This is a genomic window from Stenotrophomonas sp. STEN056 (genome assembly GCF_056759635.1).
The window spans coordinates 1-25,483 of record NZ_JBRRDL010000045.1 but is presented as its reverse complement, the minus strand read 5'-3'; the positions used below and the strand labels follow the sequence as shown (position 1 = coordinate 25,483).

At 66.6% G+C, this 25,483-nt stretch carries 23 protein-coding genes; 10 read left to right on the top strand and 13 right to left on the bottom strand.

Annotated elements, in window-relative coordinates:
* Nucleotides 1-232 precede the first annotated feature (232 nt).
* From ACVOLO_RS16925 to ACVOLO_RS16915, 3 genes are read left to right on the top strand one after another with little or no spacing between them, the layout of a single operon-like run.
* Nucleotides 233-1,207, top strand: a complete 975-nt coding sequence (locus ACVOLO_RS16925) for a hypothetical protein (protein WP_481571487.1) — start codon at nt 233-235, stop codon at nt 1,205-1,207.
* Between the two features lie 8 nt (nt 1,208-1,215).
* Nucleotides 1,216-3,834 (top strand): glycerol-3-phosphate 1-O-acyltransferase PlsB, encoded by a 2,619-nt coding sequence (gene plsB / locus ACVOLO_RS16920; RefSeq protein ID WP_481571486.1) that lies wholly within the window; start codon nt 1,216-1,218, stop codon nt 3,832-3,834.
* A gap of 45 nt (nt 3,835-3,879) precedes the next feature.
* The gene (locus ACVOLO_RS16915; RefSeq protein WP_481571485.1) at nt 3,880-4,734 is read left to right on the top strand and encodes a BRO family protein; all 855 of its coding nucleotides are present in this window, start codon (nt 3,880-3,882) and stop codon (nt 4,732-4,734) included.
* Nucleotides 4,735-4,843: 109 nt separating this feature from the next.
* Here the strand turns inward: ACVOLO_RS16915 and ACVOLO_RS16910 are convergent, their stop codons facing one another.
* From ACVOLO_RS16910 to ACVOLO_RS16895, 4 genes are all read right to left on the bottom strand, one after another.
* Nucleotides 4,844-5,278 carry a hypothetical protein gene (locus ACVOLO_RS16910; RefSeq protein ID WP_481571484.1) on the bottom strand — a complete coding sequence of 145 codons (435 nt, stop codon included), beginning with the start codon at nt 5,276-5,278 and terminating at the stop codon, nt 4,844-4,846.
* 30 nt (nt 5,279-5,308) lie between these two features.
* Nucleotides 5,309-5,779, bottom strand: a complete 471-nt coding sequence (locus ACVOLO_RS16905; RefSeq protein ID WP_481571483.1) for a hypothetical protein — start codon at nt 5,777-5,779, stop codon at nt 5,309-5,311.
* A 234-nt stretch (nt 5,780-6,013) separates the two neighbouring features.
* On the bottom strand, nt 6,014-6,838 hold the full coding sequence (locus ACVOLO_RS16900; RefSeq protein WP_481571482.1) for a hypothetical protein: 825 nt from the start codon (nt 6,836-6,838) through the stop codon (nt 6,014-6,016).
* Nucleotides 6,838-7,539, bottom strand: coding sequence for a hypothetical protein (locus ACVOLO_RS16895; RefSeq protein WP_481571481.1), 702 nt, complete (start codon nt 7,537-7,539; stop codon nt 6,838-6,840). Before ACVOLO_RS16895 ends, ACVOLO_RS16900 begins: the two co-directional genes overlap by 1 nt.
* A 232-nt stretch (nt 7,540-7,771) precedes the next feature.
* On the opposite strand from ACVOLO_RS16895, the gene ACVOLO_RS16890 reads away from it, so the two are divergent.
* Nucleotides 7,772-8,896 carry a helix-turn-helix transcriptional regulator gene (locus ACVOLO_RS16890; protein WP_481571480.1) on the top strand — a complete coding sequence of 375 codons (1,125 nt, stop codon included), beginning with the start codon at nt 7,772-7,774 and terminating at the stop codon, nt 8,894-8,896.
* 46 nt (nt 8,897-8,942) lie between these two features.
* On the opposite strand, the gene ACVOLO_RS16885 is transcribed toward ACVOLO_RS16890, so the two are convergent.
* A complete protein-coding gene (locus ACVOLO_RS16885) occupies nt 8,943-9,824 on the bottom strand; it encodes a LysR family transcriptional regulator (protein ID WP_481571479.1) in 882 nt (293 codons plus the stop codon).
* 103 nt (nt 9,825-9,927) lie between these two features.
* Between ACVOLO_RS16885 and ACVOLO_RS16880 the strand changes: the two genes are divergently transcribed.
* Entirely contained in the window at nt 9,928-11,007 is a 1,080-nt protein-coding gene (locus ACVOLO_RS16880; protein ID WP_481571478.1) for an alkene reductase, read from the top strand.
* An 18-nt stretch (nt 11,008-11,025) separates the two neighbouring features.
* Nucleotides 11,026-11,934: an alpha/beta fold hydrolase gene (locus ACVOLO_RS16875; RefSeq protein WP_481571477.1), complete on the top strand. Its 909-nt coding sequence runs from the start codon at nt 11,026-11,028 to the stop codon at nt 11,932-11,934.
* Here the strand turns inward: ACVOLO_RS16875 and ACVOLO_RS16870 are convergent.
* From ACVOLO_RS16870 to ACVOLO_RS16860, 3 genes are read right to left on the bottom strand one after another with little or no spacing between them, the layout of a single operon-like run.
* Complete coding sequence (locus ACVOLO_RS16870) at nt 11,891-12,097, bottom strand: YdcH family protein (protein WP_481571476.1); 207 nt, start codon at nt 12,095-12,097, stop codon at nt 11,891-11,893. The two genes, ACVOLO_RS16875 and ACVOLO_RS16870, sit on opposite strands and share 44 nt — an antisense overlap.
* Before the next feature lie 17 nt (nt 12,098-12,114).
* Nucleotides 12,115-13,584 (bottom strand): CehA/McbA family metallohydrolase, encoded by a 1,470-nt coding sequence (locus ACVOLO_RS16865; RefSeq protein ID WP_481571475.1) that lies wholly within the window; start codon nt 13,582-13,584, stop codon nt 12,115-12,117.
* Nucleotides 13,584-16,070: a TonB-dependent receptor gene (locus ACVOLO_RS16860; protein WP_481571474.1), complete on the bottom strand. Its 2,487-nt coding sequence runs from the start codon at nt 16,068-16,070 to the stop codon at nt 13,584-13,586. The genes ACVOLO_RS16865 and ACVOLO_RS16860 overlap by 1 nt, the downstream gene beginning before the upstream one ends.
* A 177-nt stretch (nt 16,071-16,247) precedes the next feature.
* Here ACVOLO_RS16860 and ttcA point away from each other — a divergent pair, with 177 nt between their 5' ends.
* The 3 genes from ttcA (at nt 16,248) to ACVOLO_RS16845 (ending at nt 19,074) form a co-directional block, all read left to right on the top strand.
* A complete protein-coding gene (gene ttcA / locus ACVOLO_RS16855) occupies nt 16,248-17,192 on the top strand; it encodes a tRNA 2-thiocytidine(32) synthetase TtcA (protein ID WP_481571473.1) in 945 nt (314 codons plus the stop codon).
* A gap of 123 nt (nt 17,193-17,315) precedes the next feature.
* The gene (locus ACVOLO_RS16850; RefSeq protein ID WP_481571472.1) at nt 17,316-18,224 is read left to right on the top strand and encodes a recombination-associated protein RdgC; all 909 of its coding nucleotides are present in this window, start codon (nt 17,316-17,318) and stop codon (nt 18,222-18,224) included.
* Between the two features lie 52 nt (nt 18,225-18,276).
* Nucleotides 18,277-19,074, top strand: a complete 798-nt coding sequence (locus tag ACVOLO_RS16845; RefSeq protein ID WP_481571471.1) for a M48 family metallopeptidase — start codon at nt 18,277-18,279, stop codon at nt 19,072-19,074.
* Nucleotides 19,075-19,261: 187 nt separating this feature from the next.
* Here ACVOLO_RS16845 and ACVOLO_RS16840 read toward each other — a convergent pair whose 3' ends face one another.
* The 5 genes from ACVOLO_RS16840 to hemH all read right to left on the bottom strand — a co-directional run bounded on the left by ACVOLO_RS16840 (nt 19,262) and on the right by hemH (nt 24,331).
* Nucleotides 19,262-21,424 carry a methyl-accepting chemotaxis protein gene (locus ACVOLO_RS16840; RefSeq protein WP_481571470.1) on the bottom strand — a complete coding sequence of 721 codons (2,163 nt, stop codon included), beginning with the start codon at nt 21,422-21,424 and terminating at the stop codon, nt 19,262-19,264.
* A 14-nt stretch (nt 21,425-21,438) separates the two neighbouring features.
* Nucleotides 21,439-21,918, bottom strand: coding sequence for a hypothetical protein (locus ACVOLO_RS16835; RefSeq protein WP_481571469.1), 480 nt, complete (start codon nt 21,916-21,918; stop codon nt 21,439-21,441).
* Between the two features lie 120 nt (nt 21,919-22,038).
* Entirely contained in the window at nt 22,039-22,353 is a 315-nt protein-coding gene (locus ACVOLO_RS16830) for a hypothetical protein (RefSeq protein ID WP_481571468.1), read from the bottom strand.
* A 155-nt stretch (nt 22,354-22,508) separates the two neighbouring features.
* On the bottom strand, nt 22,509-23,372 hold the full coding sequence (locus ACVOLO_RS16825; protein WP_481571467.1) for an alpha/beta fold hydrolase: 864 nt from the start codon (nt 23,370-23,372) through the stop codon (nt 22,509-22,511).
* Nucleotides 23,369-24,331: a ferrochelatase gene (gene hemH, locus ACVOLO_RS16820; protein WP_481571466.1), complete on the bottom strand. Its 963-nt coding sequence runs from the start codon at nt 24,329-24,331 to the stop codon at nt 23,369-23,371. The genes ACVOLO_RS16825 and hemH overlap by 4 nt, the downstream gene beginning before the upstream one ends.
* Nucleotides 24,332-24,674: 343 nt before the next feature.
* On the opposite strand from hemH, the gene ACVOLO_RS16815 reads away from it, so the two are divergent.
* Nucleotides 24,675-25,483 (top strand): lipid-binding SYLF domain-containing protein (locus ACVOLO_RS16815; protein WP_481571465.1); only part of this gene is annotated, 809 nt, incomplete at its 3' end.

Below are 25,483 nucleotides of genomic sequence, written 5' to 3'. Positions count from 1 at the left end.
GACCCGGGAATGGGGAATCGGGATTGGGGATTCGGTACAACCAACACCAAAACCCGCCCCGCCCCGGATTGCCGCGCCATGTGGGCCGGAGAACGGCTTTGCCCTGCTCTTGCGGTTGCCGTCGCTTCTACTGAATCCCCAATCCCAATTCCCTATTCCCGGCTGGCCGTGCTTGCCGCTGCCATCGCGCTGGCCTCAAGATGCTGCGGCCTTTGGGGAGGATTGCCGCGCCATGCCACGCCGTTCATTCCGTGCCTGCCACACCTTCGTGCTGCTTTCCCTTTGCACGACCGCCCTGCTCGTCGGCTGCAAGCGCGGCGACGAACCGTTGCCGGGGGCGGCGACTGAACCGGCCGCGGCGGTACGCCAGCTCGCCAAGCACCTGCAGGACAATGATCTGGTCGGCTATGCCCGCGCGGCGGTGCCGCCGGCCCAGTACGCCGAGCTGGAAGCGGCCTGGGCCCAGGGCCACAGCCGCTGGCCGCTGACCGAGCTGCCGCTGGACGAAAAACTCCCCGGTCTGCTGACCACGCTGTCCGAAAAGAATGCCGAGCAGCAGCTGCAGCGGGCCTTCAAGGCGCAGCTGGAAGGCCAGGCCGTCAGCGTGCGCCAGGCGGCGCATTCGCTGGAACTGTTCGGCGTGCAATACCTCAGCCACCAGGGCGATTACAGCCCGGCAGAACGCGAACACTACGTGCAACTGGTCACCGCGCTCAGCGCCTGGGCACAGGCCGCGCCCCTGTCCGATGCCAAGCTGGCCAAGAGCAACATCGCCACGCTCACCGCCGCGGCCCGCGCTACCGGCCTGTCAGGCCAGGAGGCTTTCCAGGCCGCCGGCATGACCGGCAGCCTGCAGCAGCTGGTGCCCTTTGCCGTGGCCATCAAACAGGTGCTGGCCAGCTACGGGCTGGTGCTGGATGACAGCATCAGCCAGATGCGCACCGGCCTGATCTCACAGAACGGCGACAACGCCACCGTGCGCGTTCAGTACCCGCTGGCCGGCAAGGACGTGGATCTGCAGCTGGAGCTGGTGCGGCGGGACAAGCATTGGTATCCGGCCCGCACCTTGACCGAGGTGGATACCGTGCTGGCCAACGCCCGTGCCGCCGAACAGGCCAAGGCCGAGGCAGCGGCGGCTGAAGCTGCACTTTCCGAAGCGCCGGCGCAGCATGCCCCCGGCAACGCGGATGCATCGGCTAAGCCATAATGGCGCCGATGTCGAAACAGAAATCCCAGCCCGACCAGGGCGAACTGCTTCCGCCGGACGACGCCAACGCGCCGGCCGCCTCTCCTGCTGCCATCGTGCCGGGCCCGCCCGCCCGTGGGCCGCATGCCCGCGCTGGCCGCCGCCCGCTGTGGGCACGCCTGCTCGGTCGGCTGATCGAGCCCTGGCTGGGTTTGAAGATCGAGCCTGAACAGGCCGGTGAGTACAACGACGGCCGCCCGGTGGTGTATGTGCTGGAGGACTACGGTCTGTCCAACGCACTCATCCTGGACCAGGCCTGCCGCGACGCCGGGCTGCCCTCGCCGCTGGTGCCGCTGGCCGGCGATCCGACCGGGCGCAAGCGCGCCTACGTGGCCTTGTCGCGACGCTCCAGCAACAACATGCTGCTGCCCGAGCAGCGCGGCGCCAAGACCCACTCCGACTCGCTGGCCAAGCTGCTGCAGGCGCACCGCGCCAACCCGGCGCTGGACATCCACCTGGTGCCGGTGTCGATCTTCGTCGGCCGCGCCCCGGACAAGCAGAGCGGCTGGTTCGCGGTGCTGTTCTCGGAAAACTGGGCACTGGTGGGCCGCTTCCGGCGCCTGCTGGCAGTGCTGCTGAACGGCCGCGACACCATCGTCCGCTTTGCCCCGCCGGTGTCGCTGCGGGCCACCGTGGACGAAGGCCTGGAGCCGGAGCGCACTGTACGCAAGCTGCAGCGCGTGCTGCGCACGCACTTCCGCCGTATCCGCGAATCGATCATTGGCCCGGACCTGTCCACCCGTCGCCTGCTGGTGGACAAGGTGCTGGAAGCCGACTCGGTGCGCGAAGCCATCGCCGCCCAGGCCAAGCGCGACAACTCCAAGACCACCGAGGCCTGGAAGAAGGCCCAGGGCTATGCGTGGGAGATTGCCGCCGACTATTCCACCCCGGTGGTGCGCTCGGCCAGCTTCATGCTCAGCCACGTCTGGAACCGCATCTACGCCGGCGTGCTGGTGCACCACCTGGACAAGTTCAAGGAAGCCGCGCCCGGGCACGAAATCGTCTACGTGCCCAGCCACCGCAGCCACATGGACTACCTGCTGCTGAGCTACCTGCTGTACGACCGCGGCATTGTGCCGCCGCACATCGTGGCCGGCATCAACCTCAACCTGCCGGTGGTCGGCACGCTGCTGCGCAAGGGCGGCGCGTTCTTCATCCGCCGCTCGATCAAGGGCAACGCGCTGTATTCGGCGGTGCTCAGCGAGTACGTCGCACAGCTGGTGGCCGGCGGTTACTCGATTGAATACTTCGTCGAAGGCGGGCGCTCGCGTACCGGCCGCCTGCTGCAGCCCAAGGGCGGCATGATCTCGATGACGCTGCGTGCGTTCCTGCGCCAGCCGCGCAAGCCGGTGCTGTTCCAGCCCATCTACATCGGCTACGAAAAGCTGATGGAGGGCAACAGTTATCTGGACGAACTGTCCGGCCGGCCGAAGGAAAAGGAATCGATCTGGGCGCTGCTGTGGGGCATTCCCAAGGTGCTCAAGCAGAACTACGGCCAGGTGGTGGTGAACTTCGGCGAGCCGATCGCGCTGAACGACGTGCTGGCACGGAAGGCACCGGAATGGGATGGCCAGCCGATTGCCGAGGACGAGAAGCCGAGCTGGCTGTCGGGCACCGTCGATACCCTGGCCGAGCAGATCCAGGTGCGCATCAACGGCGCCGCCGACGTCAACCCGATCAACCTGCTGGCGCTGGCGCTGCTGTCCACGCCCAAGCACGCGATGGGCGAGGCCGACCTGATCGCGCAGATCGAGTTGAGCAAGAAGCTGCTGGTGGAAATGCCGTACTCCGACCGCGTCACGGTCACCCCGCATTCGCCCGAGCGCATCATTGCCCACGCCGAGGAAATCAACGTCCTCACCCGGGTCAAGCACCCGCTGGGCGACGTGCTGAGCGTGAGCGGCGACACCGCGGTGCTGCTGAGTTATTTCCGCAACAACGTGCTGCACCTGTTCACCGCGTCGTCGTGGGTGGCGTGCTGCTTCCAGAACAACCGCCGCATGAGCCGTGGCGGCTTGCTGCGGCTGGGCCGTGGTTTGTATCCGTTCCTGCAGCAGGAGCTGTTCCTGCCATGGAGCGAGGACGAGTTCGCCGCACGCATCGACCAGACCATCAACGTGTTCGTGCGCGAAGGCTTGTTGCAGCATGTCGGCGAGGACGATGGCGGCATGCTCGCGCGCAGCACCGGCCAGACCGATGAAGTGTTCCGCCTGCGCGCCATTGGCCATTCGCTGCAGCAGGCATTCGAGCGGTATTACATCGCCATTGCCGTGCTGGTGAAGAACGGCCCGGGCACGCTCGGTGCCGCCGAACTGGAAAGCCTGTGCCAGCAGGCCGCGCAGCGCCTGAGCCTGCTGTACGCACCGGCCGCGCCGGAGTTCTTCGACAAGTCGCTGTTCCGTGGCTTCATCCAGAAGATGCGTGAGCTCAAGCTGGTGTGGCCGGACCAGAACTCCAAGCTGCTGTTCGACGAACGCCTGGATGCCTGGGCCAAGGACGCCAAGTTCATCCTCGGCCGCGAGCTGCGCCACACCATCGAGCGGGTGAGCCCCGAAGCGGTGAAGCCGGCGGAGCCGCCGGTTTCATAACACCGTTGAAGTTTGGATGGCCAAACACAGGATGTGGGTAGCGCTATGAATAAAAAGAGCAAAAATCCGGCAGCTGCAGTGGAAGGGTTGTCTGCACTGGACGACGCGGTGGTTCGCCGCACCTGGCACGAAGGCCAGTGGTGGTTTGCAGTGGTCGATGTGGTGGCTGCACTGACACAGTCCACCAATCCGAGTGGCTACCTGCGCGATCTACGTCAGCGCGATGAAGTACTTTCCAACAGCTGGGAATCGTTGGTCGCGCCGTTGCGGGTCAATACGCCGGGTGGTCCGCAGCTGTTGAACTGTGCGTCCCTGGAAAGCGTCCTGCGCATTGTTCAATCGATACCCTCGGCGCGTGCCGAGCCGTTCAAGCTCTGGCTGGCCAAGGTGGGCAATGAGCGCATTGAAGAGACGCGTGCGACTGACTTCGGTGCACTGAGCGAAGCGCAACGTCGGCTGTTGCTGCGTGAGCAGGTGAGCGAGCACAACAAGGATCTTGCAGCGGCTGCCCGCCAGGCTGGTGTGGAAACGCCGCTGGATTACGCGGTGTTTCAGGACCACGGTTACAAAGGTCTGTACGGCGGTCTGGGGGCGAAGGACATCCATGCGCGCAAGGGTTTGAAGAAGAGCCAGAAGATTCTGGATCACATGGGCAGCACCGAACTGGCAGCCAACCTGTTCCGTGCCACGCAGACCGAAGAGAAGCTCAGGCGCGACCAAGTGCGTGGCAAGACTGCGGCCAACCGCACGCATCAGCAGGTTGGTGAAAAGGTCCGCAGAACCATCCAGGAGTTGGGGGGAACCCTGCCCGAAGCCTTGCCCAGGCCGGAAAAGAGCATCCAGCAGATACAGAGGACGATGCTGCCCAAGCCGAGCAAGGGCCAGCCTGAGAAAGAATGAGCGGGATGGCTGCATCCTTGATTAATCAACAGTTTGTAGAGAGGGGGGGGGCAGGTTGCCCCCCCCCTTTTTGCATCCGGCCGGTGAATCCGGCCCTGCTGCGGACCGATCAACCGCAGTGGGCTTCGGTCATCTGGATATGTACCTGCGCCGGCGCGCAGCGCATTGGGCCGATGCGGATGTTGTCATCGGGCCTGCAGCCTGCACCGTTGTAGTTGGCCTTGCCGAAGTGTGTCCCGCGCCCCGGCGCGGTGCCGGGGCAGCGCGCTTCAAAGCGGACGCTGCAGCCGCTGTGCGAGGGCGTTGTGCCGCGCAGATACAGCACCGCCTTGCCGCCCCCCGCACAGGACGTGGCATGGCCGCGGAAGGTTGCCTGCACACTCTGTGCGGCCTGATGCTGCCGCAGTTGCAACGGTGTCATCCGTGCGGACGTTGCCGGCAGGTATGCATCCAGCACCGGCGACGCCCTGCGTACCTGCGAGGGCGCCGCTGCGGTCAGCGTCAGCAGTGATGCCAGAACGATGGAAGTGCGCTTGGCCGTCATGGTGGGGCCCCGATAACCACCGCTGTCTTCTCAAAAGCCGGTGCCGGCGGTCTTGTCGCAACTCACGCGCAGGAACTCCATCGCATAGGCCACGCGTGCAGCCATGTCCGCCGCTCCAAGATTCAGCGCAGTGTGATGGTTGTGGCCGTTCTGCAGGAACAGCACCTGCGCACCATTGGCCTTCACCTCCTTCACATCGGCCCAGGAGATTTCGTCGCTGGCGATCGCGCCCGACACCCGTTCGGCCGGATAGAAATTGTGGGTTGGCAGGTGGTTCCAATAGCTCCAGCGGCCCTGCTCGCTGATGTCATACAAGCGCTGGCGCGTCTGCACGAAAAGCCCGGTGATGTCGTGCCTGATGGTGGTCCTGCAATGGCCGGCGACAACGGCTTCGGTGACCGGCGCTGCGCCGCTGTATTTGTACTGGCGCTCCGAACTGCCCCACGCCTCAAAGGCTGTGGTGAAAAACGGGCTTTGGTAGGGGTTCCCAGGCAGTGCCATGCTGAGGAACTTCTGAGCGCCTTCTATGGTTTGTTCCTGGGCCGAGGCAGTGGAAGACGAACCGCATAGAACGGCAACAACGAGCAAGCCGGGAGCAAGGTGGTTTTTCATCGGATCATCCTTTTGCGCAGCCTTTGGCACATGCCGGTGGGGTGGGTTGGTTGAGCAGGGCCAACTGCGGCTGAAATTTTTCAATGCCCGGTTGTTGGCTTTCCTGGTGCACATGCTTCCGTGCTACTGGGCCGTCCCCCGTCCGGATTTCCCCGGGCATGGCACGGTTGCGCTGGCACACACATAGTCGGCGCTGCAGCCCCAGCTCTCGAAGGTGTCGCCGGAGAGCACGCCGGTCACCCGGCCGGAACTGCATTTGAGCTCGCCGGAGATCCGGTAGCCTGTTCTGTCGCAGGCGCGGTTCATGTTGTCCCTGAGGACTTCCTCGGCCCGCTGCCGGCTGTAGCGGAAGCCAATGCCAAAGCCTTCTCTGCCCTGCTTGAGCCGCGGCGTGCATGCCGGAGCCGTTTCGGCTATTGCGGCAGGGGCAATGCCGTTGCCCCGGCGAGCGGCTTCGGCACGTTCGCGCAGTTCCACCAGGCGGCGTGCTTCAGTTTCCCGGTGGGCGCCCAGCCTCGTGGTTTCAGCAGCGATGTCCCGCTCTCTGCGCTCGCGTGCAAGCGCTTCCTGCCGGGCCTTGGTTTCGCGCTCTTGCCTGGCGTGTTCGGCACGGGCGATATCCGCGGCACTGGGGGCCTTGCAGTAGTTGACCCGGTCAATCCAGCACAATTCCATCTCGACCCCGTTGGGCAGGGTAGGGCACGGGGCTGAAACAATCAGGCCACCGCGTTGGGCGTCTTCGAGCTCGGCGGCGGTGGGGCGCTGGTTGCGCCACCCGCAGACTTCATTGCTGGCAATGCATTTATAGGAAAAGGACGGAACCGGGCAGGGGATCGTCTGCACCGATTGCGCCGAAGCAGGGCCGGCAAGCGTCATGACGACGAGCATGCAGGCGCTGGCGCTTCCCCGGAATTGCGTGATCGATCGGAGTAAACGTCGCAGGCGCATCACAGCCCCCCGGGTCCGCTGGCGGTTTGCACAGCCGCTTTACCCTGGATCGCGCGGGTCTCGTTGACCCGGCAAAGGAACAGCAGCTCCCGGGCCAGCTGCTGCTTCTGGGCGGGATTGGCCTTGCCGAACTGGCTGCTGAGTTCCATGACGCCCTGGGTCAGGCCGGTGCTGCCCTCGACACTGTCGAACAGAGTGGACAGCGCTCCGGCCGACGCACCGGAAACGCCTGCCCAGGCCTTGATCGCGCTGCCTTGTGCCAGGGCGGGGGCGATGATCGTTCCGGCGATGACGCCGAGGGTGGCGAAGATGTTCTTGTGGGTGCGCTTTTGAGCGTACTGCTGACGGTGTTCGCCGATGACGTCCGCGCAGTAGCTCTGGATGCGATGGAACGCCAGCTCGGGCTTCTCCGTACCGTCGTACATGGCTTCCAGGCCAGGAATGTCTTCCGGGGCGAGGGTGCGCGCCTGCGTGGGCACCAGGCCAATCTTCCAACTGCCCACGGTGCGCAGGGTCTGGCAGCCGGACAGCGCGCCGCCGAGCAGCGTGGCAAGCGCCAGCAGCCGGCAGGCCCGGATGATCCTTTCCATTGCACTCCCCCGTGATGGCACATGAACCTGCAAGCCGACAGCCCGCGAGCCGGTCGCGGACGTGTCGTGGTGATGCGCCCTGGCGACCAGCAGGTCGGCAAGGCCGGCCACGGTGCTGCTCCCTCCCGCATCCGCAATGCCGTGCGCACGCTGTCCCGGTGGCAGTTGATCGCAGCGGAGAAAGTGGGAACACTCCCAGCCGGGGCTTGACAGGGGGTTGTCATGCGTATTCGGGCGTTGCCTGCAGGGCCGGCACGCTGCCGCGTTGGCGGCGGGGCATCTGGCGGGCATGGGGTTTCAAGTTGGATATCCGCGCCTCGGGCCATTGCCGGGGAGCAGGGGCATGGCTGACAAACCCGTGCTCGCGGACCTGCTTGAACCGCTCTACGCCTCGGTGCTTGATCTCTCCGCGCTGGATACCTTCAACCAGCGCCTGGCCGAAGCCACCGACAGTCCCATCACCGGGGTGCTCATCCATGATGTTGCCGCCGGCAAGGGCGAGGTCAGCCATATCCATGGCGTGGACAACGTACACATGGCGAGCCTGCTGGCCGAGCTGGACCTGCGCGAGGACCCGTGGATGCGGCGGGTGACGCCGCAGTTGGCCATTGGCCGGGTGCTGGATACCGAAGACATGCTGCCGCGGCGCGAGGCCCTGCGCAGCGGCTTCTTCAACCACTACTACCGCCAGCTCGGCATCGTGCAGCAGGTGGCGTCGGTGGGGCTGTACGACGGCGCCAGCTCGGTGACCCTGTCGCTGTGTCACGGCGACTTCAAGCGCGTGTATGGGGAGGCCGAGCTGGGCCTGCTGCGCGCGCTCACGCCGCACTGGATCAACGCCTACGCCATGCTTCGCCGCATCGGTGGCCTGCAGCAGCAGGTGGACACATTGGAGCAGGCGCTGCAGCAGTCGCCGGTGGCGATGTTCATGCTCAATGCCGAGCTGCATATCTGCCGTACCAATGCCGCCGCCGAGGCCCTGCTCGGCAGTGGCCTGCTCCGCCGCGAAGCCGGCGCACTGGCGGTGAATGGCCGCGCGCGTGCCGGCCTGCAGGCCCTGCTGCAACGCGCGCTGCGCGGCGCCGGCCTGCTGGTGGCGGGCGATGTCGAGAAGCTGGTCCTGCATGACGTCAATGACCGCCCCGCGCTGGTGATGACGGCACACCGGCTGCCGGCCGGCGCCATGCAGGCGCCGGGTGCCCTGCTGGTGTTCGCACGCGAGGTGAACCAGGCCCCGCTCTCGTTGGAACCCACCCTGCAACGCCTGTTTGGCCTGACCGTGGCCGAGGCGCGGCTGGCCCTGGCGCTGTATCGGCATGCCGACGCAGCGGCTGCCGCGCGCGAATGCGGCATCACCACCGGCACGGCGTTGGGCCGGCTGAAAACCATCTATGACAAGACCGGCGAACATGGCCAGGTGAGCCTGGTGCGGCTGATCGCGGCGGTCAGCGCAGCCAGTGCGGGCTGATCAGCGTTTCACGGTTCGCCGGGGGCGTGGTGTGCCGCGTTGCGGGTTACAGCCGGCGTTCCGGAAAGACGGTGCCCAGGTATTGCAGGAAGGCGGCCACCTTGGGGCTGACCAGGCGCCGTGAGGCGTGCAGGGCCCACAGTTCAACGGCGTCCTCGATGTCGGCATTCCAGACCGACAACCGGCCTGCATCCACTGCCTCGCGGATGATGGAAGAAGGCAGGCACGCCGTGCCGGCACCGGCCAACACCGCATCGCGCACCATCAGCAATGAGGACAGCCGCAGCCGGAAATCGGGGGCCACCTGCCAACGCCGGCCGCCGCGCTCCACCTGCCAGCCGGCCGGACGTGGCAGCCCAAGCATGGCGACGGCGGCAACGCGCGCGGGGCTGCCATCGGCGTGGGGAGGTGGTGGCGGCAACCCGGGGGCGGCCACCAGCCACATCCGGTCGCGGGCGAAGCAGCGGCCCACCAGTTCGCTGTCCGGTTGTGGATTGACCCGGATGGCGATGTCGTAGCCGTCTTCCACCACGTCCACGCGGCGGTCTTCGCCCACCAGCTCCAGTTGCACCTGCGGATGCAGCCTGGCAAAGCCGGCGGCGATATGCCCGCCGAACGTGGTGGCGAACAGTGTCGGTGCGCTGACCCGCAGCAGGCCTCGTGGGGTGGCGTTGCCGGAGACCAGCGCCTGCCCGACCTCTTCGATCTCCCGCACCAGTGCGCGGGTACGCTCGAACAGCGCGCGGCCGTCTTCGGTCAGGTGCAGGGCGCGCTGGCCGCGCTCAAGCAGGCGCAGGCCGAGCGATTGCTCCAGCGCACGCACCCGGCGCGACAACGTGGCCTTGGGCCGCCCGGTGTCGCGGCTGGCCCGGCTGAAGCTGCCGGCATCGACAACAAGGTGGAAATCGACCAGCGCGGAAAGATCCATGGCTCATTTTCGAGACGGGGCGTCCAGTGATTATGGCTATCGGACCATTTGCGGTACATCCAAGCTGACGGCCCTGCTCTCGGCGACCTATCGGAGACCCGCCATGAACCGCTTGTGGAACCCCGTTCAACTTGGCCGGCTGCAACTGCCCAATCGCCTGGCCATGGCCCCGCTCACCCGTTCCCGCGCTCTGGCCGATGGCACGCCGGCGCCCTTGGCGGCGCAGTACTACGCGCAACGTGCCGGCTTTGGGCTGATTGTGTCCGAAGGGACCCAGCCCTCGGCCGACGGCCAGGGCTACCCGGGCTCGCCGGGCATGCACAGCGCCGGGCATGTTGCCGGCTGGGCAGCCGTGACCCGCGCCGTGCATGACGCCGGCGGGCACCTGTTCATCCAGTTGATGCACGCCGGCCGCATGGCGCACCCGGACAACACCCCGCACCACCGCCAGCCGGTCGCACCCTCGGCCATCGCACCGGGCGAGCAGATGTTCACCCTCGGCGGGATGAAGGACATTCCCACGCCGCGCGCGCTGTCGCGGGCGGAGATCCAGACCACGGTGGACGACCATGCGCGCGCGGCAACGCGGGCGATGGAAGCCGGTGCCGATGGTGTGGAGATCCATGCCGCCAATGGCTATCTGATCCAGCAGTTCCTTTCGCCCAATGCCAACCAGCGGACCGACGCCCATGGCGGTGGCGTTGCCCAGCGCGTGCGGTTTGCGCTGGAAGTGGTGGAGGCGGTAACTGCCGCCATCGGTGCGGACCGCACCGGCATCCGCCTGTCACCCGGGTCGCGTTTGGGCGGCATTGATGAAGGCCCCGAGCGCGATCCGCTGTATCACCATCTGGTCTCGGAACTGGCGCGGTATCCCCTGGCGTACCTGCACCTGGCCCATGGCGGTGATGACACGCTGCTGGCCGAACTGCGCCGCCGCTGGCCGGGCACCTTGATCGTCAACCGGGTCAACCGCCCCTTGCAGGCCGTGGCCGACGACATCGATGCCGGCCTGGCCGACATGGCCTCGGTGGGGCGCTGGGCGCTGGCCAACCCGGACCTGGTGGCCCGGCTGCGCAGCGGTGCGCCGCTCAACGAGGCCGACCCGGCCACCTTCTATGGCGGCGGTGCGCGCGGCTACACCGACTATCCGTTCCTTGAAACCGCACTGCCGGCCAGTGCCTGATCCCCGGAGTTGATTGCCATGCCCAGTTTTTCCACGACGGATGGGACGCAGATTTTCTTTACCGATTCCGGCCACGGGCGCGCGGTGGTGTTGCTGCACGGCTGGCCGCTGTCATCGGCCATGTGGGAGCGGCAGGCCCTGTTGCTGGCGCAGCAGGGCTACCGGGTGGTGTGTCCGGACCGGCGCGGCTTTGGTCGCTCGGACCAACCCTGGCTCGGCTATGACTACGACCGCCTTGCCGACGATCTGCAGGAACTGCTGGAGCACCTGGACCTGCATGAAGTCACGCTGGTGGGTTTCTCGATGGCCAGCGGCGAAGTCATCCGCCATCAGGCACGCCATGGCCATGCCCGTGTCGCCCAACTGGTTCTGATGGCCGGCACCGCACCGTTGCTTGCCCAGCGCGCGGACAACCCGGAAGGCGTGCCGCAGACCGTATTGGATGGCCTGCTGGCCGCGCTTGCGCATGATCGCCCCGGCGTGCTGAAGCAGTTGGCCGATGACTTCCTGGGCGGTGATGGCGCCCCGCCGCCCAGAGATACCGCTCACCAGTGGTACATGGCAATGGCACTGCAGGCATCGGCGCGGGCGACCTCGGAGGCGGCACGCAGCTGGTTCAGCACCGACCTGCGAGCGGATCTGGCGTGCATCAAGGTGCCCACGCTGGTGATGCATGGCGGCGCCGATGCCAGCGTGCCGGCGGCACTGAGCGGGCGGGTGAGTGCCGCGGGCATCGCCGGTGCGCGCTACATCGAATATCCGCAGGCCGGCCATGCGCTGGTCATCAGCCGGCGCGCGCAGGTGGAGGCGGATCTTCTGCAGTTCCTGGAGGAATGGGCTGCCGGTGCGAGGTCGGCCGCCAACCCGGGCAACGGGGCTGGGCTCAGGCCGGCTCGTCCGGGATCAGCAGGCTTTCCAGCTTGGTGATGCAGTCCTTGAGCTGCAGCTTGCGGCGCTTCAGGCGCTTGGCTTCCAGGTCGTCGTCCGGGTTGGCGGCGAGGCGTGCGATGCGCTCGTCCAGGCTGCGGTGCTCGGCCCGCAGCTCGGCGATGCGCTGGTGCAGTTCATTGGCTGGCGGCAGGTTGGACATGCCGCCAGCTTAGCTGCTCAGGGCGACCAGTTGACATACACCGGGTTGCCCAGCATCAGCAGGCTGCCATCGGCGGCACGCGCGTCCACCCGCAGCCAATGGCGCTTGCCGTCCGAACGCCAGCGCAGGCTTGCCTGCTGGCTGCCATCGTTGCCCGGTTCCAGCGCGGCGCGGTGGCGCTTTCCATCGACGATGAATTCCAGCTGCACCGGCTGTGGATAGTCCAGCGTGGTGCGCAGCGTCGCCCATTGCCCGGCAGCCAGTGCCAGCTCCTGGCCCATGTCGGCGCCGCGTCCATCGTCGGTTTCCAGGCGCAGGTCCAGGCGGCTGCCGCGCGCATTGCGCACGTCCACCACCACGCGCCCCTGGCGGATGCCGGCCAGCAGGGCTTCGCGTGACAAGCCCTCGGCATGCACCAGCGTGGCCGGCAACCCGATCGGTGACGGGCCATCGGCCGGCCCCGGATTGTGGCTGTCGCTGCCGCCGACCGCGGTCATGCGGTGGCCCTGCTGCAGCTGCTGCTCCCAGAAGCCAACCCCGGCGCGCGGGCCGTCGGCCTGGGTGCTGTTGACCACTTCCACCGCGTGCACGCCCGCCATGTTCACCGGCTTGGCCGGCGTCCAGCCGCACCCCATGCAGTCCTCGCCGGAGGACAGCGCCGGATGGTTGATCGAGAACACCGCGCCGCTGTCGGCCACCTGGCGCAGTACCGGGTTCCAGTCCGGCAGCGTGTCGCCCAGCCGGAACGGCACCGGGCCATTGACGCCAAACACGTTGGCATGGCCCTGGAAGGTGGTGACTTCCATGCCCGGGATCAGCAGCAGGCGGTCGAACCAGGGCTGGTGGCGCACCAGTTCTTCCAGGTGCGCGACCGAGTTGTGCTCGGTGACCACGACAAAATCCAGGCCCTGCCGCACCGCTGCCTGCAGGCTCAGGAACAACGGACAGGGCACCTTGTTGCCCTGCTGGCTGCTGCAGCTGCCATCGCTGTGGGTGCTGTGCATGTGCAGGTCGCCGCGGTACCAGCCCGGGCGCTCGGCAAGCACCAGCGCCGGGCGGTCCTTGCCGGCCTGTACTTCGGCCTCGCTCCACAGGGTGACGTCAACCTTGTAGGGCGTGCGCACATTGCTGCGGATGTTGGGAATGCCCAGCAGCACCTTCCACTGGCCCGGTGGCAACGCCCCGGGCAGGTAGCCGCCGGTGGCGTCGTAACGCGATACCGAGATGGCCGAGCGCGAACCGCCGCTCCAGCCGCGGAAGCCATTGGCGTCCAGCAGCCCCAGATCAATGACGGTGCGTTCCTTGCTGCCATCGTGCTGCAGCGAGACAGCCACCCGGCCGGTGTCGGCCGGCACCTGGAATGGCAGCTCCAGGTAGCGTTGATGATCCGTGCCGGTCAGCGTGCCCTGCAGGTGCAGGACGTCGGCGGCATGGGCGGTGGTGCTGGCGGCAAGGGCCGCCAGCAGGACAGGGACCAGGCCGCGCATCAGAAGCGGTACATCACGGCCAGGCGGTAGTTGCGGCCCAGCACCGGCCGGGCGATGAAGGCGCTGGCGCCGGCATCGCTGCTGGCCAGTTCACCCGCGCGCGGGTTGCCTTCGGTCAGGCCGAGGGAGTTGGTGAGGTTGTCGACATAGCCGTAGATCGAGAAACGGTCGGTCAGCTCGTAGCGCGCGCTGAGGTTGAGCAGTTCGTAGGACGGCAGCCGCACCGAGTTGGCGGTATCGACGAAACGCTCGCCCTGGTGCTCGGCGGCCAGTTGCAGGCGCAGGCGCTGGTCGAGCAGGTTGACGCCGGCAACGGCGCGCAGGCTCAGTTCCGGCACGCGGATCAGCTGGTTGCCGATGAAGTCGCGCAGCACCGGCGCACCATCCACCAGTTCGCTGTAACGCAGGTCGCGGTACTGCGCATCCTGCCAGGTGGCGTTGACGCGCAGGTCGAACCAGTCGGTGGGATACCACGCCGTTTCCAGCTCCAGGCCGAAGGTGCGGGTGCTGGCGTAGCCGGCCTCGCGGGTGGACACGCCGGTGTCGGCGTTGAAGTGGTAATTGCTGAAGCCGACGTTGTCGTACTTGGTGTAGAACGCGGTGGCATAGGCGCTGAACAGCGGGTTGGCGAACTTGAAGCCGACTTCGGCCAGGTCCATGGTCTGGGTATCGGCCACGGCGTTGTTGCCGGCCACGCAGGCGGCCACGGTTTCGGCCGAGGTGGCGTCGCAGTTGTCGTTGCGGGTGAGGTAGTTGCCCAGGCTGGGCAGGCGGAAGGCCGAGGTCCAGCGGCCGAACAGGCCCATGCTGTCACTGAACTGCCAGTTGGCACCCACCGACCAGCCCAGGTCGTCCGAAGACAGGTCGTGGTTCACGTACATGCCCGAGCCGGTCAGCATCTGCGAGGTGGCCAGGGTGCCGCCGTTGACGCGCTGGCGCACTTCGTTCCAGCCGCTGCTGCTGGCCTTTTCCCAGCGCAGGCCACTGTCGATGCGCAGCTTGTCGTTCACCTGCCACTCGTCACTGACGTAGAAGGCGTGGCTCTTCTGTTCGCCGGAGGCGTTGTTCCACTCGTAGCCGTAGCGCCACACGCCGTTGTCGCTGAAGGTCTGCAGCACATCGCCATTGGCATCGAGCGCTACCAGGTCCAGCACGCTGGCGTTGTCCTTGGCATCAAGCAGCATCGAGGACGAATAGCGGCGGTAGTCCTCCTTGGTGGAGGCCATGTAATAGCCGACGGTAAGGTTGTGCTGCTGGCCACCGATGTCGAAGCTGCGCATCAGGCGGGTGTCATTGACGAACTCGCGCACCGGGATGTCCAGCCCGCGCAGGCCGGCGGTCACCATCAGGCCGTTGCCGTTTTGCCCGGCGATGTCGAAGCTGCCGCTGCCGTTGAGGTAGCTCAGGCCCAGCGCGGTGGCGCCCGGTACCGAATTCAACAGGCCTTTCTGCCCGTCCAGGAAACTGGCCGCGGTGCTCAGGGCGTTGGGAAACACGCCGTTGCGGATGGTGTCGGTCTTGCTGAAGCGCGCGGACTGCGCCAGCTCCCAGCCGCCGCCCAGTTCGGTTTCCAGCTTCAGCGTGAGCTGGTCACGCTTTACGTGGGTGCCTTCGCTGTTGTCGAAATCCCAGCCGCGGCCATCGGCGGTCTTCATCGACAGGTAGCGGGTTTCCGGCCCGGCCAGGGTGCCGTGGTTGCCGTCGAAACCGGGCACCGCGCGGATGTCGCCGTTGCCGTTGGTGTACATCGGGATGCCCAGATAGAGCGCGACGCGGTCATCCAGGTGCTTGGCGTCAATGCTGAAGCGCCCGCCCTCGAACTCCTTGGCCAGGTTGAGCCGGAACTGGCCGCCTTCATTGCCGTTGAAGCCCGGGTCGCGCACGCCGTCCTCCACGCGGTAGAAGCCACCGAGCAGCAGCTTCCAGCCATTGGCCAACGGGCTGCCATAGGCAAAATCCAAGCGGTTCAGGCCGCTGTCGCCCACGGTGTACTTGAACACGCCGCTGGCTTCTTCGCCGACCTGGCGCGGGATGAAGTTGATGGCGCCGGCCGGTGCGTTGGAATACATCACCGAGGCCGGACCGCCACGCACCACTTCCACACGCTCGATGGTTTCGGCCAGGCGCAACGCCTGGTCGCCATTGAGGTAGCCCAGTGCCGGGTCGTGCACCACCGGGATGCCGTCTTCCAGCAGCGTGACCGAGCCAAATCCATCCACCGGGATGCCGCGCGCACGGATGTTGCCGCTGGCTTCACCGCCGGAGGCCTCCACCCAGAAACCGGGCACGGACTTGAGCGCCTCGGTGACGCTGGTCGGTGCCTGCATGCGCAGCTGCTCTTCTTCGATGTTGGTGATCGAGTAGCTGGTTTCGGCCTTGGTACGGATGCCGGTACCGCTGCGGCCGGTAACGATCACCGTGTCCAGGTCCTTGGCCGAGGTGGCGGGCGAGGCGGGCGTGTTCTGGGCGAAGGCCAGGGCCGGCATCAGGGCGGAAACAGCGAGGGCGCAGCTGACAGCAGAAGCAAGACGGTTGTGGAGCACGACGTAATCAACTGGGGAGCGGAGGGAGCCGGGATGCTGTCAGCGCGGGGTGACGGGGTCATGACGCTTTTTTGAAACGCCCGCGCCGGGCCGCTGTGGAGACCGGGGGCAGCCGGTAGAATGCCGATGATGAGTTCCGTCCTGCCCCTGTCCGTTCCCGCACCGCGCGCGCGCGATCCGCACGCGGCCGAACGCGGCCAGCACAAGCTCGGCAAGCGCCTGCGCCGCCAGGTGGGGCAGGCGATTGCCGACTTCGGCATGATCGAGGCCGGCGACAAGGTGATGGTCTGCCTGTCCGGCGGCAAAGACAGCTACACCCTGCTGGATGTGCTGCTGCAACTGCAGAAAAAGGCGCCGGTGCCGTTCGAGCTAGTGGCGGTCAACCTGGACCAGAAACAACCGGGTTTTCCGGAACACGTGCTGCCGGACTACCTGACCGCGCTGGGCGTGCCGTTCCAGATCATCGAGCAGGACACCTACTCCGTCGTCAGCCGCCTGATCCCCGAAGGCAAGACCCTGTGCTCGCTGTGTTCACGCATGCGCCGTGGCGCGCTGTACAACCATGCCGCACAACACGGTTTCACCAAGATCGCGCTGGGCCACCACCGCGATGACCGGGTGGCGACGTTTTTCATGAACCTGTTCCACCACGCCAAGGTGTCCAGCATGCCGCCCAAGCTGCTCAGCGATGACGGCCGGCATGTGGTGATCCGCCCGCTGGCCTATGTGAGCGAGAGCGACATCATCGAGTACGCTGCTGCGCGCAACTTCCCCATCATTCCCTGCAACCTGTGCGGCAGCCAGGAAAACCTGCAGCGTCGCCAGGTGGGCCTAATGATGCAGCAGTGGGAAGCGCAGCACCCCGGCCGCATCGAGCAGGTCGCGCGCGCGCTGGGCAATATCCATCCGTCACAGATGGCCGATCCGGCGTTGTTCGATTTCCTGGCGCTGGGCCACGGTGATGACACACCCTTGCCGGATGCGTCGCCAGGCTGGGTTGAGCGTGACCCGCCCGACGCCCCGCACGCCGCCCTCCGTCCCGTTGGAGTTGGCGTGCCGCAATAGCTTCAGCAGCGCGGTGTCGCGTTGCTCTCACCTGCCCACCGGGCACCTTCCCTCCAGCGGCGAAGGATGCAGCCCGCTCCCTGATTCGCGTTTTCTTCTTCTCTCTTTTCCGGTTGCCAATTCATGTTCTTCAAGAATCTCACGCTGTTCCGTTTCCCCACGTCCATTGATTTTTCCGAGGTTGATACGCTGCTGCCGCACGTGGTGCTCAAGCCGGTCGGCGCGTTGGAAATGACTTCGCGCGGTTTCATCTCGCCGTTCGGCCGCGAAGAAAAAACGCAGTTCTCGCACCGCCTGGGCGATGCGCTGTGGCTGACCGTCGGCGGCGAAGACAAGATCCTGCCCAGCGTGGTTGTCAACGACCTGCTGGCGCGCAAGCTGGAAGAAATCGAAGAGAAGGAAGGCCGCAAGCCCGGTGGCCGCGAGCGCAAGCGCCTGAAGGACGACCTGCTGCATGAACTGCTGCCGCGCGCCTTCGTCAAGAGCTCGCGCACCGATGCCTTCCTCGACCTGCAGCACGGCTACGTGGCGGTGGACAGCTCCAGCCGCAAGACCGGCGAGAACGTCATGAGCGACATCCGCGGCATGCTCGGCAGCTTCCCGGCGATGCCGCTGAATGCGGAAGTGGCGCCGCGTTCGATCCTCACCGCATGGATTGCCGGCGAGCCCTTGCCCGAAGGCCTGAGCCTGGGCGAAGAGTGCGAGATGAAGGATCCGGCTGAAGGCGGCGCGGTGGTCAAGTGCCAGCACCAGGAACTGCGTTGCGACGAAATCGACAAGCACCTGGACGCCGGCAAGCAGGTCACCAAGCTGGCGCTGATCTTCGAGGACAACCTGTCCTTCGTGCTGGGTGAAGATCTCATCGTGCGCAAGCTCAAGTTCCTGGACGGCGCGCTGGACCAGCTGGAGCACATTGACGAGGACGGCCGCCGCGCCGAACTGGACGCGCGCTTCGCGCTGCAGAGTGGCGAAATCCGCCGTTTGTTCCTGCTGCTGGAGCAGGCGTTCAAGCTGAGCAAGGCCGACAGCTGAACCGGCCTGCGTCTACCCGGTTCCGTAACGGCGCCGGGACTATGCTGTGCGCATGACCCGCCTGTTCCGCAAACTGATCGCGCCCGCCGTGCCGGTGATCCAGCGCGACACGGTGCGCCTGCGCCTGGATGATGCCGAGATCGAGGTGCTGCGCGTGCGCGACCCGCGCGCACGCCGGCTCAAGCTCAGTGTGGATGAGCGTGGCGCACGGCTGACCATGCCGCTGCGCGCCAGTCTGGTTTCCGGCGAGCGTTTCCTGCATGCCAACCGGCAGTGGTTGCAGCAGCAGTTGGCGCGATTGGGCGGTGATGGCCTGATGGCGCCGCCGCTGCTGCTGCGCGAGCCGGGCGTGTTGCCGTTGCGCGGGCAGTTGTTGCCGGTGCGTTGGCAGGAAGGCCGCTTCACCCGCATTGAAATCGATGCCGAAGGCGTGTGCATCCAGATGCCGGCACGTGCTGGCGAGCAGGCCTTGCGCCGTGCGTTGCGTGAGTTCTACGAAGCGCAGACACGCGCCGATGTCGGCCAGTGGTTGCCGAAGTATCTGCCCAGCCTGTCGCGTGCGCCGGCACGATTGCGGGTCAAGGTGATGTCCTCGCAATGGGGCTCACTGGCGCCGGATGGCTCGATGGCGTTGGACCTGGCCCTGGTGCTGGGCCGCTCGTCCGCATTCGAGTATGTGCTGGTCCACGAGTTGTGCCACTTGCTGCAGGCCAATCATTCGCCAGCGTTCTGGGCCGAAGTGGAAGCGCGCTTCCCGCACTGGGAGCAGGAGCGCGATTACCTGCGCGTGGAAGGGCGCAAGCTCAAGAGCACGCTGCATCAGTTGTTGCAGGTGCGCGCGGAGGGTTGAGTTTTCTGCGGAGCGCTTTACCCCTCCCCAGCCCTCCCCTTCGCTGTGCGAAAGGGAGGGAGTGATTCGTGCAGGGGTTGGGAGCAACGCGAAACCCGCCTTTGCTCCCTCCCTTTCGCACAGCGAAGGGGAGGGCCGGGGAGGGGTGCTCTAAGCACTTCCCCAACAACACCCTCAAACCAGCCGATCAGGCACTTCGCCGTGCAACCGCGGTCGCGGTGCCACCTTCAGCGGAATAGCGGAACACCGACACCGCGCCGGCCAGCGCCTCGGCCTGCTGTTCCATCGAACGCGCGGCTGCACTGGCTTCTTCCACCAGCGCTGCGTTCTGCTGCGTGGTTTCGTCCATCTGCACGACGGTGTGGTTGACCTGCTCGATGCCCGATGACTGTTCCTGCGACGCGGCGGCGATGCGTGTCATCAGCCCGGTGACTTCCTGCACCGAGGCGACGATCTCATCCATGGTGCTGCCGGCGTGTGCCACCAGCGCAGCGCCATCGTCCACCTTGCTTATCGAGTCGGCGATCAAGGCCTTGATCTCGCGCGCGGCGGTGGCCGAACGCTGCGCCAGCGTGCGCACTTCCGAGGCCACCACGGCGAAGCCGCGGCCGTGGTCACCGGCGCGTGCAGCTTCCACCGCGGCGTTCAGGGCCAGGATGTTGGTCTGGAAGGCAATGCCGTCGATCACCGAGATGATTTCCACGATACGGTGCGAGGAATGCTCGATGGCCTGCATGGTGGTGACCACCTGGCTCACCACTTCGCCACCGCGTGCGGCCACGTCGGCGGTGCCGATCGCCAGGGTGTTGGCATGGCGCGCCGATTCGGCGTTCTGCCGCACGGTGGCGGTCAGCTCTTCCATCGAGGCGGCGGTTTCTTCCAGGCTGGCGGCCTGCTGCTCGGTGCGGCGCGACAGGTCGTCGTTGCCACTGGCAATTTCGTGCGCGGCGGTGGTGATGGACTGCGAACACTGCTGGATGCGACCGATGATGTCGGTCAGGCGTTCGGCGGTGAGGTTGGCGTCACGTTTCATCGCCTCGAAATCACCGGCATGGTCGCCCGTGACGCGGTGGTCCAGGTCACCCTCGGCCAGCGCGGCAAGCATGGCGCGGATTTCGCCGGTGGCACCGGCCACGGTGTCCAGCAACTGGTTGATGCCAAGCGTCAGCGCCTGGATGAAGCCGGCATCGCTCACCGGCTGCAGGCGCTGGCTGAGGTCGCCGGCGGCCGCCGCATCGACAATGCCGGCGATGCTGTTCTCCAGCTGCAGCTCCTGGGTGCGGTCGTGCCATTCCACGACAAACCCATTGCGGCTGCCGTCGCCGTGAAATACCGGCGTGACCATCTGGCTGAAGTGCACCTGGCCGATCTGGATGCGCCCGCTATGCGCCTGCTTGAGCTGGTCGAGCATGGTGCGGATGCGTGCCGGATTGGCATGGAAGCGGTGGATGCTGCTGCCGACCAGCGTATCCACGTCAAAATCCGGGAAGGCCCTGCGCAGGGTGTCCTGCTGGTTGCGCAGCAGCGCCACCACCGAGCGGTTCACGTAGCGGATGATGTGCTGGTTGTCGGCAATCATCATGGCGGTGCGCGAGGCATCCAGTGAGGCACGGATCTGCGTGTTCTCGTCATGCAGTGCCTGTTCGCGCTGCTGCCGTTCCTGCAGTTGGGCCTGCATGCGCATCACGCCATCGGCCAGCGTGCCGGGCGCGAAGTACGACACATCCGCCAGCGCATGCACGTCATCACCGGCGGCGATCGCATCCACCACGGCGCGCAGTTTGGCCGGAGCGGTGCCCAGCGTGTGCACCTGGCGCCGCAGTTGCACCGCCATGGCGCAGATGAAGCCGGCTTCCACCACCACGTACAGCGCGTGCAGCAGCACGATGTTCAGGCCGCTGCCGGGGGTGAAGGCGCGTACTGGCAAGCCGCGTGTCTGCAGCCAATAGAAGGCAAGGTGATGCACCGAGATCGCGGCTGCGGCCACCGCCACCGGAATCCAGTCGCGGTAGTACAGCAACAGCGCCAGCACCACGAAGACGCCGAAGTGCATCTCAACCAGACCCTGCGCCTGCTGGATGGTGGCCGCGACCAGTGCCATCAGCACCAGCGCCACGGTGACGCGGCTGAGCAGGGTGCCCGGCGCAAGCCGCACCTGCACCGCCATCACCGTCAGCGACGGCAGGCTTACCGCAAGGAATGGCAGCCACTGGCCATTGCGCAGCGCGATGCCCAGCGAAGCGAGGGTCAGCAACAGGCCGAACAGCACAAACACACGGTCGGCACCGCGCGCCAGCTGGGTGTAATAGGTGTCGGGCGGGGGTGTGGCGGAACGGGGGCGGGGGGACATCGGAAGACTCCGGTTCAACAGGAACAGCGGGGAGGAAGAATCAGCGGTGGCTGCGCGGCCAGAAGCTCCGGCAGCCCGTTGACGAGCAGGTTGTCGCTGCGCCCGCAGGACAGCGCGCTGGGCGACATCGGCCCGGCGTAACGCGCGCTGCCATCGGCGGCCAGCACCAGCAGCTCGTGGCCTGCGGCATGGGTGAGGGTTGTTTCGAGTACCTGGCCGTCGACATCGCGCATGGCCTGGGCGATGTCCGCCCATGCCTGCGCGGGTGGCGGGCAATTGCAGTCGGGGGTGTTCAGGCGGATCGCGGCAGGCCGGCCGGTGGCGGGAAGCTGCCCGCGCACGCGCAGTTCCTCCAGCAGCGTCGTCACCGTCGCCGCATCACCGGCCGGGCGTTGGCCCAGGGCGGCAAGGCTGGTGGTGACCCAGCCCAGCCAACAGGCGAGCAGGATCAGGCCGGTGATGACACCGGGCCGGAGGGCGGGCAGGGAGGACATGCAGTGCTGGGGCACGCGGGCCGTTGTCGGCCTGCGTCATTGCGATCTCTATGTATGCGGTGGTTGTTGCTCCGCTTCGGTCGATCCGCATGGCGGCCCGACCGGAGCGGATGGCAGCCCTCAATCCAGTGCGGCGCGGATCTTGGCCAGCTTGGCTGAATTCTTCTTGTGGCTCTTGTACAGGTGCAGGACCAGCTCGTGGAGTTCGGCCACGATTTCCTTGCGATCTGCCTTGGGGGCGTCCACCAGTTCGTTGAGGCGGTTGGTGATGGTGCGCTTCACGCCCAGCGAGCTTTTCTCGCCAGCACCATAGATTTCAAAGTAGACCTCTGAGTAATCGAGGTTGGGAAAGTCCTCGTTTACGATCTTCGAGATGGTTTTCCCTTCCTGGGCCAGGCGCTGCATCTTCTTTGAGTCGGCTTTGCTGATTTCCACAAACATCCCTTGCAGTTTGCATTGAGGTCTATCCGGGGGATATCGGCCGCGCGCTGGCACACTGAACCCTGCAGGGCAGGTCCCTTGCGTTCTGTTCAGGGGACACCGGCCCGGTGCAATGCCGATGCCTCTGCCTGTGGGGCGACGACAACCGCTCAGGTGTCCTCGCCCAGTTCCGCGATGAAGCGGCACATGATCTCGGCTACCGCTTCGGGGTTGTCCATGTGCACATGGTGGTGGCCGGCCAGCGTATGCAGGCGGCCATTGGGCAGCAGGGCGGCGCGCTGGCTGCGTTCGGGCTCGGGGAAATAAGCCTGCGCCGGGGTGGCGTAGATCACCTGCACCGGGCATTGGATGGCGCTGACCACATCGCAGACCTGGTCTTCGGTCATGCGCACCGCGGTGGGCAGCATCAGCCGCGGATCGCTGCGCCAGGTCCAGCCGCCGTCCACGGGCTTGACCCCGCGTTCGACCAGCAGGCGCGCCGAGGCCTCGCTGAGCTGGTTGACCATCATGCGCGCACGTACGGGGGTGCTCAGGTCGGGGAATACGCGCAGCTGCTTGGTTTCCAGCTTCATGGCCGCGTCCACATGGGTGCGCAGCCGCTGCACGGTTTCGTTGGCCGGTGCGGCCAGGCCACCCAGTGCTTCGATCGATACCAGTGCCTGCACGCGCTCGCCGGCGACGGCGGCCACCAGGCTGGCGATGGCCGCGCCCATGGAGTGGCCGAGCAGCACAAAACGCTCCCAGCCCAGCGCATCGGCAATGGCCAGCGTCTGCACGATGGCCTGTGGCGTGGTGTAGGGCGTGGTCAGCGGCAGGTGGTCACTGAAACCGTGGCCGGGCAGGTCCACCATTGCCATGTCCAGCGTCGGCAGGTGCGCGGACAGCGGCAGGAAGCTGGCCGCGTTGTCCAGCCAGCCATGCAGGGCCAGTACTTTCAGCCCGCCAGCGGTGCCGGCGCGCAGGCCAACGACGCGCTGGCCTTCCAACTGCAGTTCAAACGGCGTTGCCTTCATGGCGCATGCGCCGTTGCCAGCGCGGCCAGGGCGCGTGCATGTGACGGGCTGTCGTTCAGGCAGGGGATGTAGCGCATGCGCGCGCCGCGTTCGGCGACGGTCGCGCTAAAGCCCAGTGCCACTTCTTCCAGGGTTTCCAGGCAATCGGTGGCAAAACCGGGGCAGACCACGTCCAGTGTCTTGAGGCCGCTTTCGGCCAGTGCCCACAGCCGGGGTTCGGCATAGGGCTCAAGCCAGCGCTCGCGGCCAAAGCGGGATTGATAGGTGAGCTCCCACTGGCCGGCGGACAAGCCCAGTGCGGCGGCAATCGCCTCGGCGCTTGCCTGGCAGCGCTGCGGGTAGGGGTCGCCGGCATCGGCCAGGCGCTGTGGAATGCCGTGGAAGGAGAACACCAGCTTGTCGCCGCGCCCGTGCTGCTGCCAATGCGCGGCGATGGAGGCGGCCACGGCGGCCACCCATTGCGGATCGTCGGCGTAGTCGCGCACCAGTTGCACGTCGATATGTGGATTGCGCGCCTGCCATTGCTGCACGCGGTCTTCCACCGAGGCGGTGGTGGTGGTCGAGTACTGCGGATACAGCGGCAGCACAACGATGCGCTGGATACCTTCCGCGGCCAGTGCATCCAGGGCCGGCAACAGTGCCGGGGCGCCGTAGCGCATGGCATCGCGCACCCGCCATTGCGGTAGCTCGCGTTGCAGCCCTTCGGCCAGGCGACGGGTGTATACCGCCAGCGGTGAGCCTTCCGGCAGCCAGACCTGCGCGTATTTATTTGCGGAGCGGCCGCTGCGCAAGGGCAGGATCAAGCCATGCAGCAGGGGCTTCCACAGCAGCGGGGGGATGGAGACCACGCGCGGATCGCCGAGGAACTCGGCGAGATAGCGACGTACCGCCGGGGCGGTAGGTGTCTCAGGCGTGCCTAGGTTGACCGCGAGCAACGCGGTGATGGGGGCGTCGGACATGCGGGCATTTTCGCAGGTCTGGCCCGGCTAGGGCGAGGCGTACAGGAGTGCGAGCAGGCAGGTGCAATGGCGCCGCTGAAAACGCACCCCTCCCCGGCCCTCCCCTTCGCTATGCGAAAGGGAGGGGGATTCCGGCACCCGAGGCCTGGCCGAGGCCGGCTTCAGCCTCCTCCCTTGCGCAGCGCGCAGGGGAGGATTGAGGAGGGGTGCCTTTGCTTCGACATCAACAGTTGCCCCCCGCTCTCATTTCCGCGCTCCCTGCCACTCACCACTGATTCATCGCAGCGCCCCTAATTTCAGGCACTTGCTATATCTTCTTGTGGATCGCCCTATGGAGTTCACCATGCGCCGCCTGCCGTGCCTCGTTCTGCTGCTGTCTGCGAGCCTGCTGTCTGCCACTGCCGTTGCCGGCCCCAAGGAAGACCAGCGCGCTCGCAACGCGGTGCGCGTGCTCAGTGAAATCCAGGAGATCCCCGAACAGGCCATCCCGGACAAGCTGCTCGACGAAGGTCGCGCGATTGTCGTCATCCCCGACACGATCAAGGCCGGGCTGGTGCTGGGCGGGCGCCGTGGGCACGGCCTGATGTCGGTCAAGACGCCTGATGGCAGCTGGTCCAATCCGGTGTTCATCAAGCTCACCGGCGGCAGCATCGGCTTCCAGGCCGGCGTGCAGTCTTCGGACGTGATCCTAGTGTTCCGCAACGATCGCAGCCTGGACAACATCGTCAACGGCAAGTTCACCCTGGGCGCCGATGCCGGCGTGGCCGCCGGCCCGGTGGGCCGCAGCGCGGCTGCCGCCACCGACGGCCAGCTCAAGGCCGAGATCTGGTCGTGGTCGCGCGCGCGCGGCCTGTTCGCCGGCGTGGCACTGGATGGCGCGGCACTGCAGATCGACGACGCCGCCAACCTGGATGCCTACGGCCAGGGCACCACCCCGCGCATGATCATCGAAAGCCGTCTGGCGGCTGCGCCCTCCTCCGATGTGGTGGCGTTCCGCGACCGCCTTGAAGAATCAACCTATGCGGCCCGGCAGAAGCGTGGCACGCAGGGCAGCGCGGCGCCGGGGGGGGGCGCCGCGGCCCCCGCCCGCCCCGGGGGGGGGGGCCGCCCCGCGGGGCCCCGGCCGCCGCGCCCCCCCCCCCACCCCCCCCC

What these genes read in the sequence shown, in the direction of transcription:
- ACVOLO_RS16875 (WP_481571477.1), top strand. Translation starts at nt 11,026, where the DNA reads ATGCCCAGTTTTTCCACGACGGATGGGACGCAGATTTTCTTTACCGAT.
- ACVOLO_RS16825 (WP_481571467.1), bottom strand. Translation starts at nt 23,372, where the DNA reads ATGAAGGCAACGCCGTTTGAACTGCAGTTGGAAGGCCAGCGCGTCGTT.
- ACVOLO_RS16915 (WP_481571485.1), top strand. Translation starts at nt 3,880, where the DNA reads ATGAATAAAAAGAGCAAAAATCCGGCAGCTGCAGTGGAAGGGTTGTCT.
- ACVOLO_RS16850 (WP_481571472.1), top strand. Translation starts at nt 17,316, where the DNA reads ATGTTCTTCAAGAATCTCACGCTGTTCCGTTTCCCCACGTCCATTGAT.
- ACVOLO_RS16900 (WP_481571482.1), bottom strand. Translation starts at nt 6,838, where the DNA reads ATGCGCCTGCGACGTTTACTCCGATCGATCACGCAATTCCGGGGAAGC.
- ACVOLO_RS16870 (WP_481571476.1), bottom strand. Translation starts at nt 12,097, where the DNA reads ATGTCCAACCTGCCGCCAGCCAATGAACTGCACCAGCGCATCGCCGAG.
- plsB (WP_481571486.1), top strand. Translation starts at nt 1,216, where the DNA reads ATGTCGAAACAGAAATCCCAGCCCGACCAGGGCGAACTGCTTCCGCCG.
- ACVOLO_RS16885 (WP_481571479.1), bottom strand. Translation starts at nt 9,824, where the DNA reads ATGGATCTTTCCGCGCTGGTCGATTTCCACCTTGTTGTCGATGCCGGC.
- hemH (WP_481571466.1), bottom strand. Translation starts at nt 24,331, where the DNA reads ATGTCCGACGCCCCCATCACCGCGTTGCTCGCGGTCAACCTAGGCACG.
- ACVOLO_RS16880 (WP_481571478.1), top strand. Translation starts at nt 9,928, where the DNA reads ATGAACCGCTTGTGGAACCCCGTTCAACTTGGCCGGCTGCAACTGCCC.
- ACVOLO_RS16840 (WP_481571470.1), bottom strand. Translation starts at nt 21,424, where the DNA reads ATGTCCCCCCGCCCCCGTTCCGCCACACCCCCGCCCGACACCTATTAC.
- ACVOLO_RS16925 (WP_481571487.1), top strand. Translation starts at nt 233, where the DNA reads ATGCCACGCCGTTCATTCCGTGCCTGCCACACCTTCGTGCTGCTTTCC.
- ACVOLO_RS16890 (WP_481571480.1), top strand. Translation starts at nt 7,772, where the DNA reads ATGGCTGACAAACCCGTGCTCGCGGACCTGCTTGAACCGCTCTACGCC.
- ACVOLO_RS16905 (WP_481571483.1), bottom strand. Translation starts at nt 5,779, where the DNA reads ATGGCACTGCCTGGGAACCCCTACCAAAGCCCGTTTTTCACCACAGCC.
- ACVOLO_RS16835 (WP_481571469.1), bottom strand. Translation starts at nt 21,918, where the DNA reads ATGTCCTCCCTGCCCGCCCTCCGGCCCGGTGTCATCACCGGCCTGATC.
- ACVOLO_RS16865 (WP_481571475.1), bottom strand. Translation starts at nt 13,584, where the DNA reads ATGCGCGGCCTGGTCCCTGTCCTGCTGGCGGCCCTTGCCGCCAGCACC.
- ACVOLO_RS16910 (WP_481571484.1), bottom strand. Translation starts at nt 5,278, where the DNA reads ATGACGGCCAAGCGCACTTCCATCGTTCTGGCATCACTGCTGACGCTG.
- ACVOLO_RS16860 (WP_481571474.1), bottom strand. Translation starts at nt 16,070, where the DNA reads ATGCCGGCCCTGGCCTTCGCCCAGAACACGCCCGCCTCGCCCGCCACC.
- ttcA (WP_481571473.1), top strand. Translation starts at nt 16,248, where the DNA reads ATGCCGATGATGAGTTCCGTCCTGCCCCTGTCCGTTCCCGCACCGCGC.
- ACVOLO_RS16845 (WP_481571471.1), top strand. Translation starts at nt 18,277, where the DNA reads ATGACCCGCCTGTTCCGCAAACTGATCGCGCCCGCCGTGCCGGTGATC.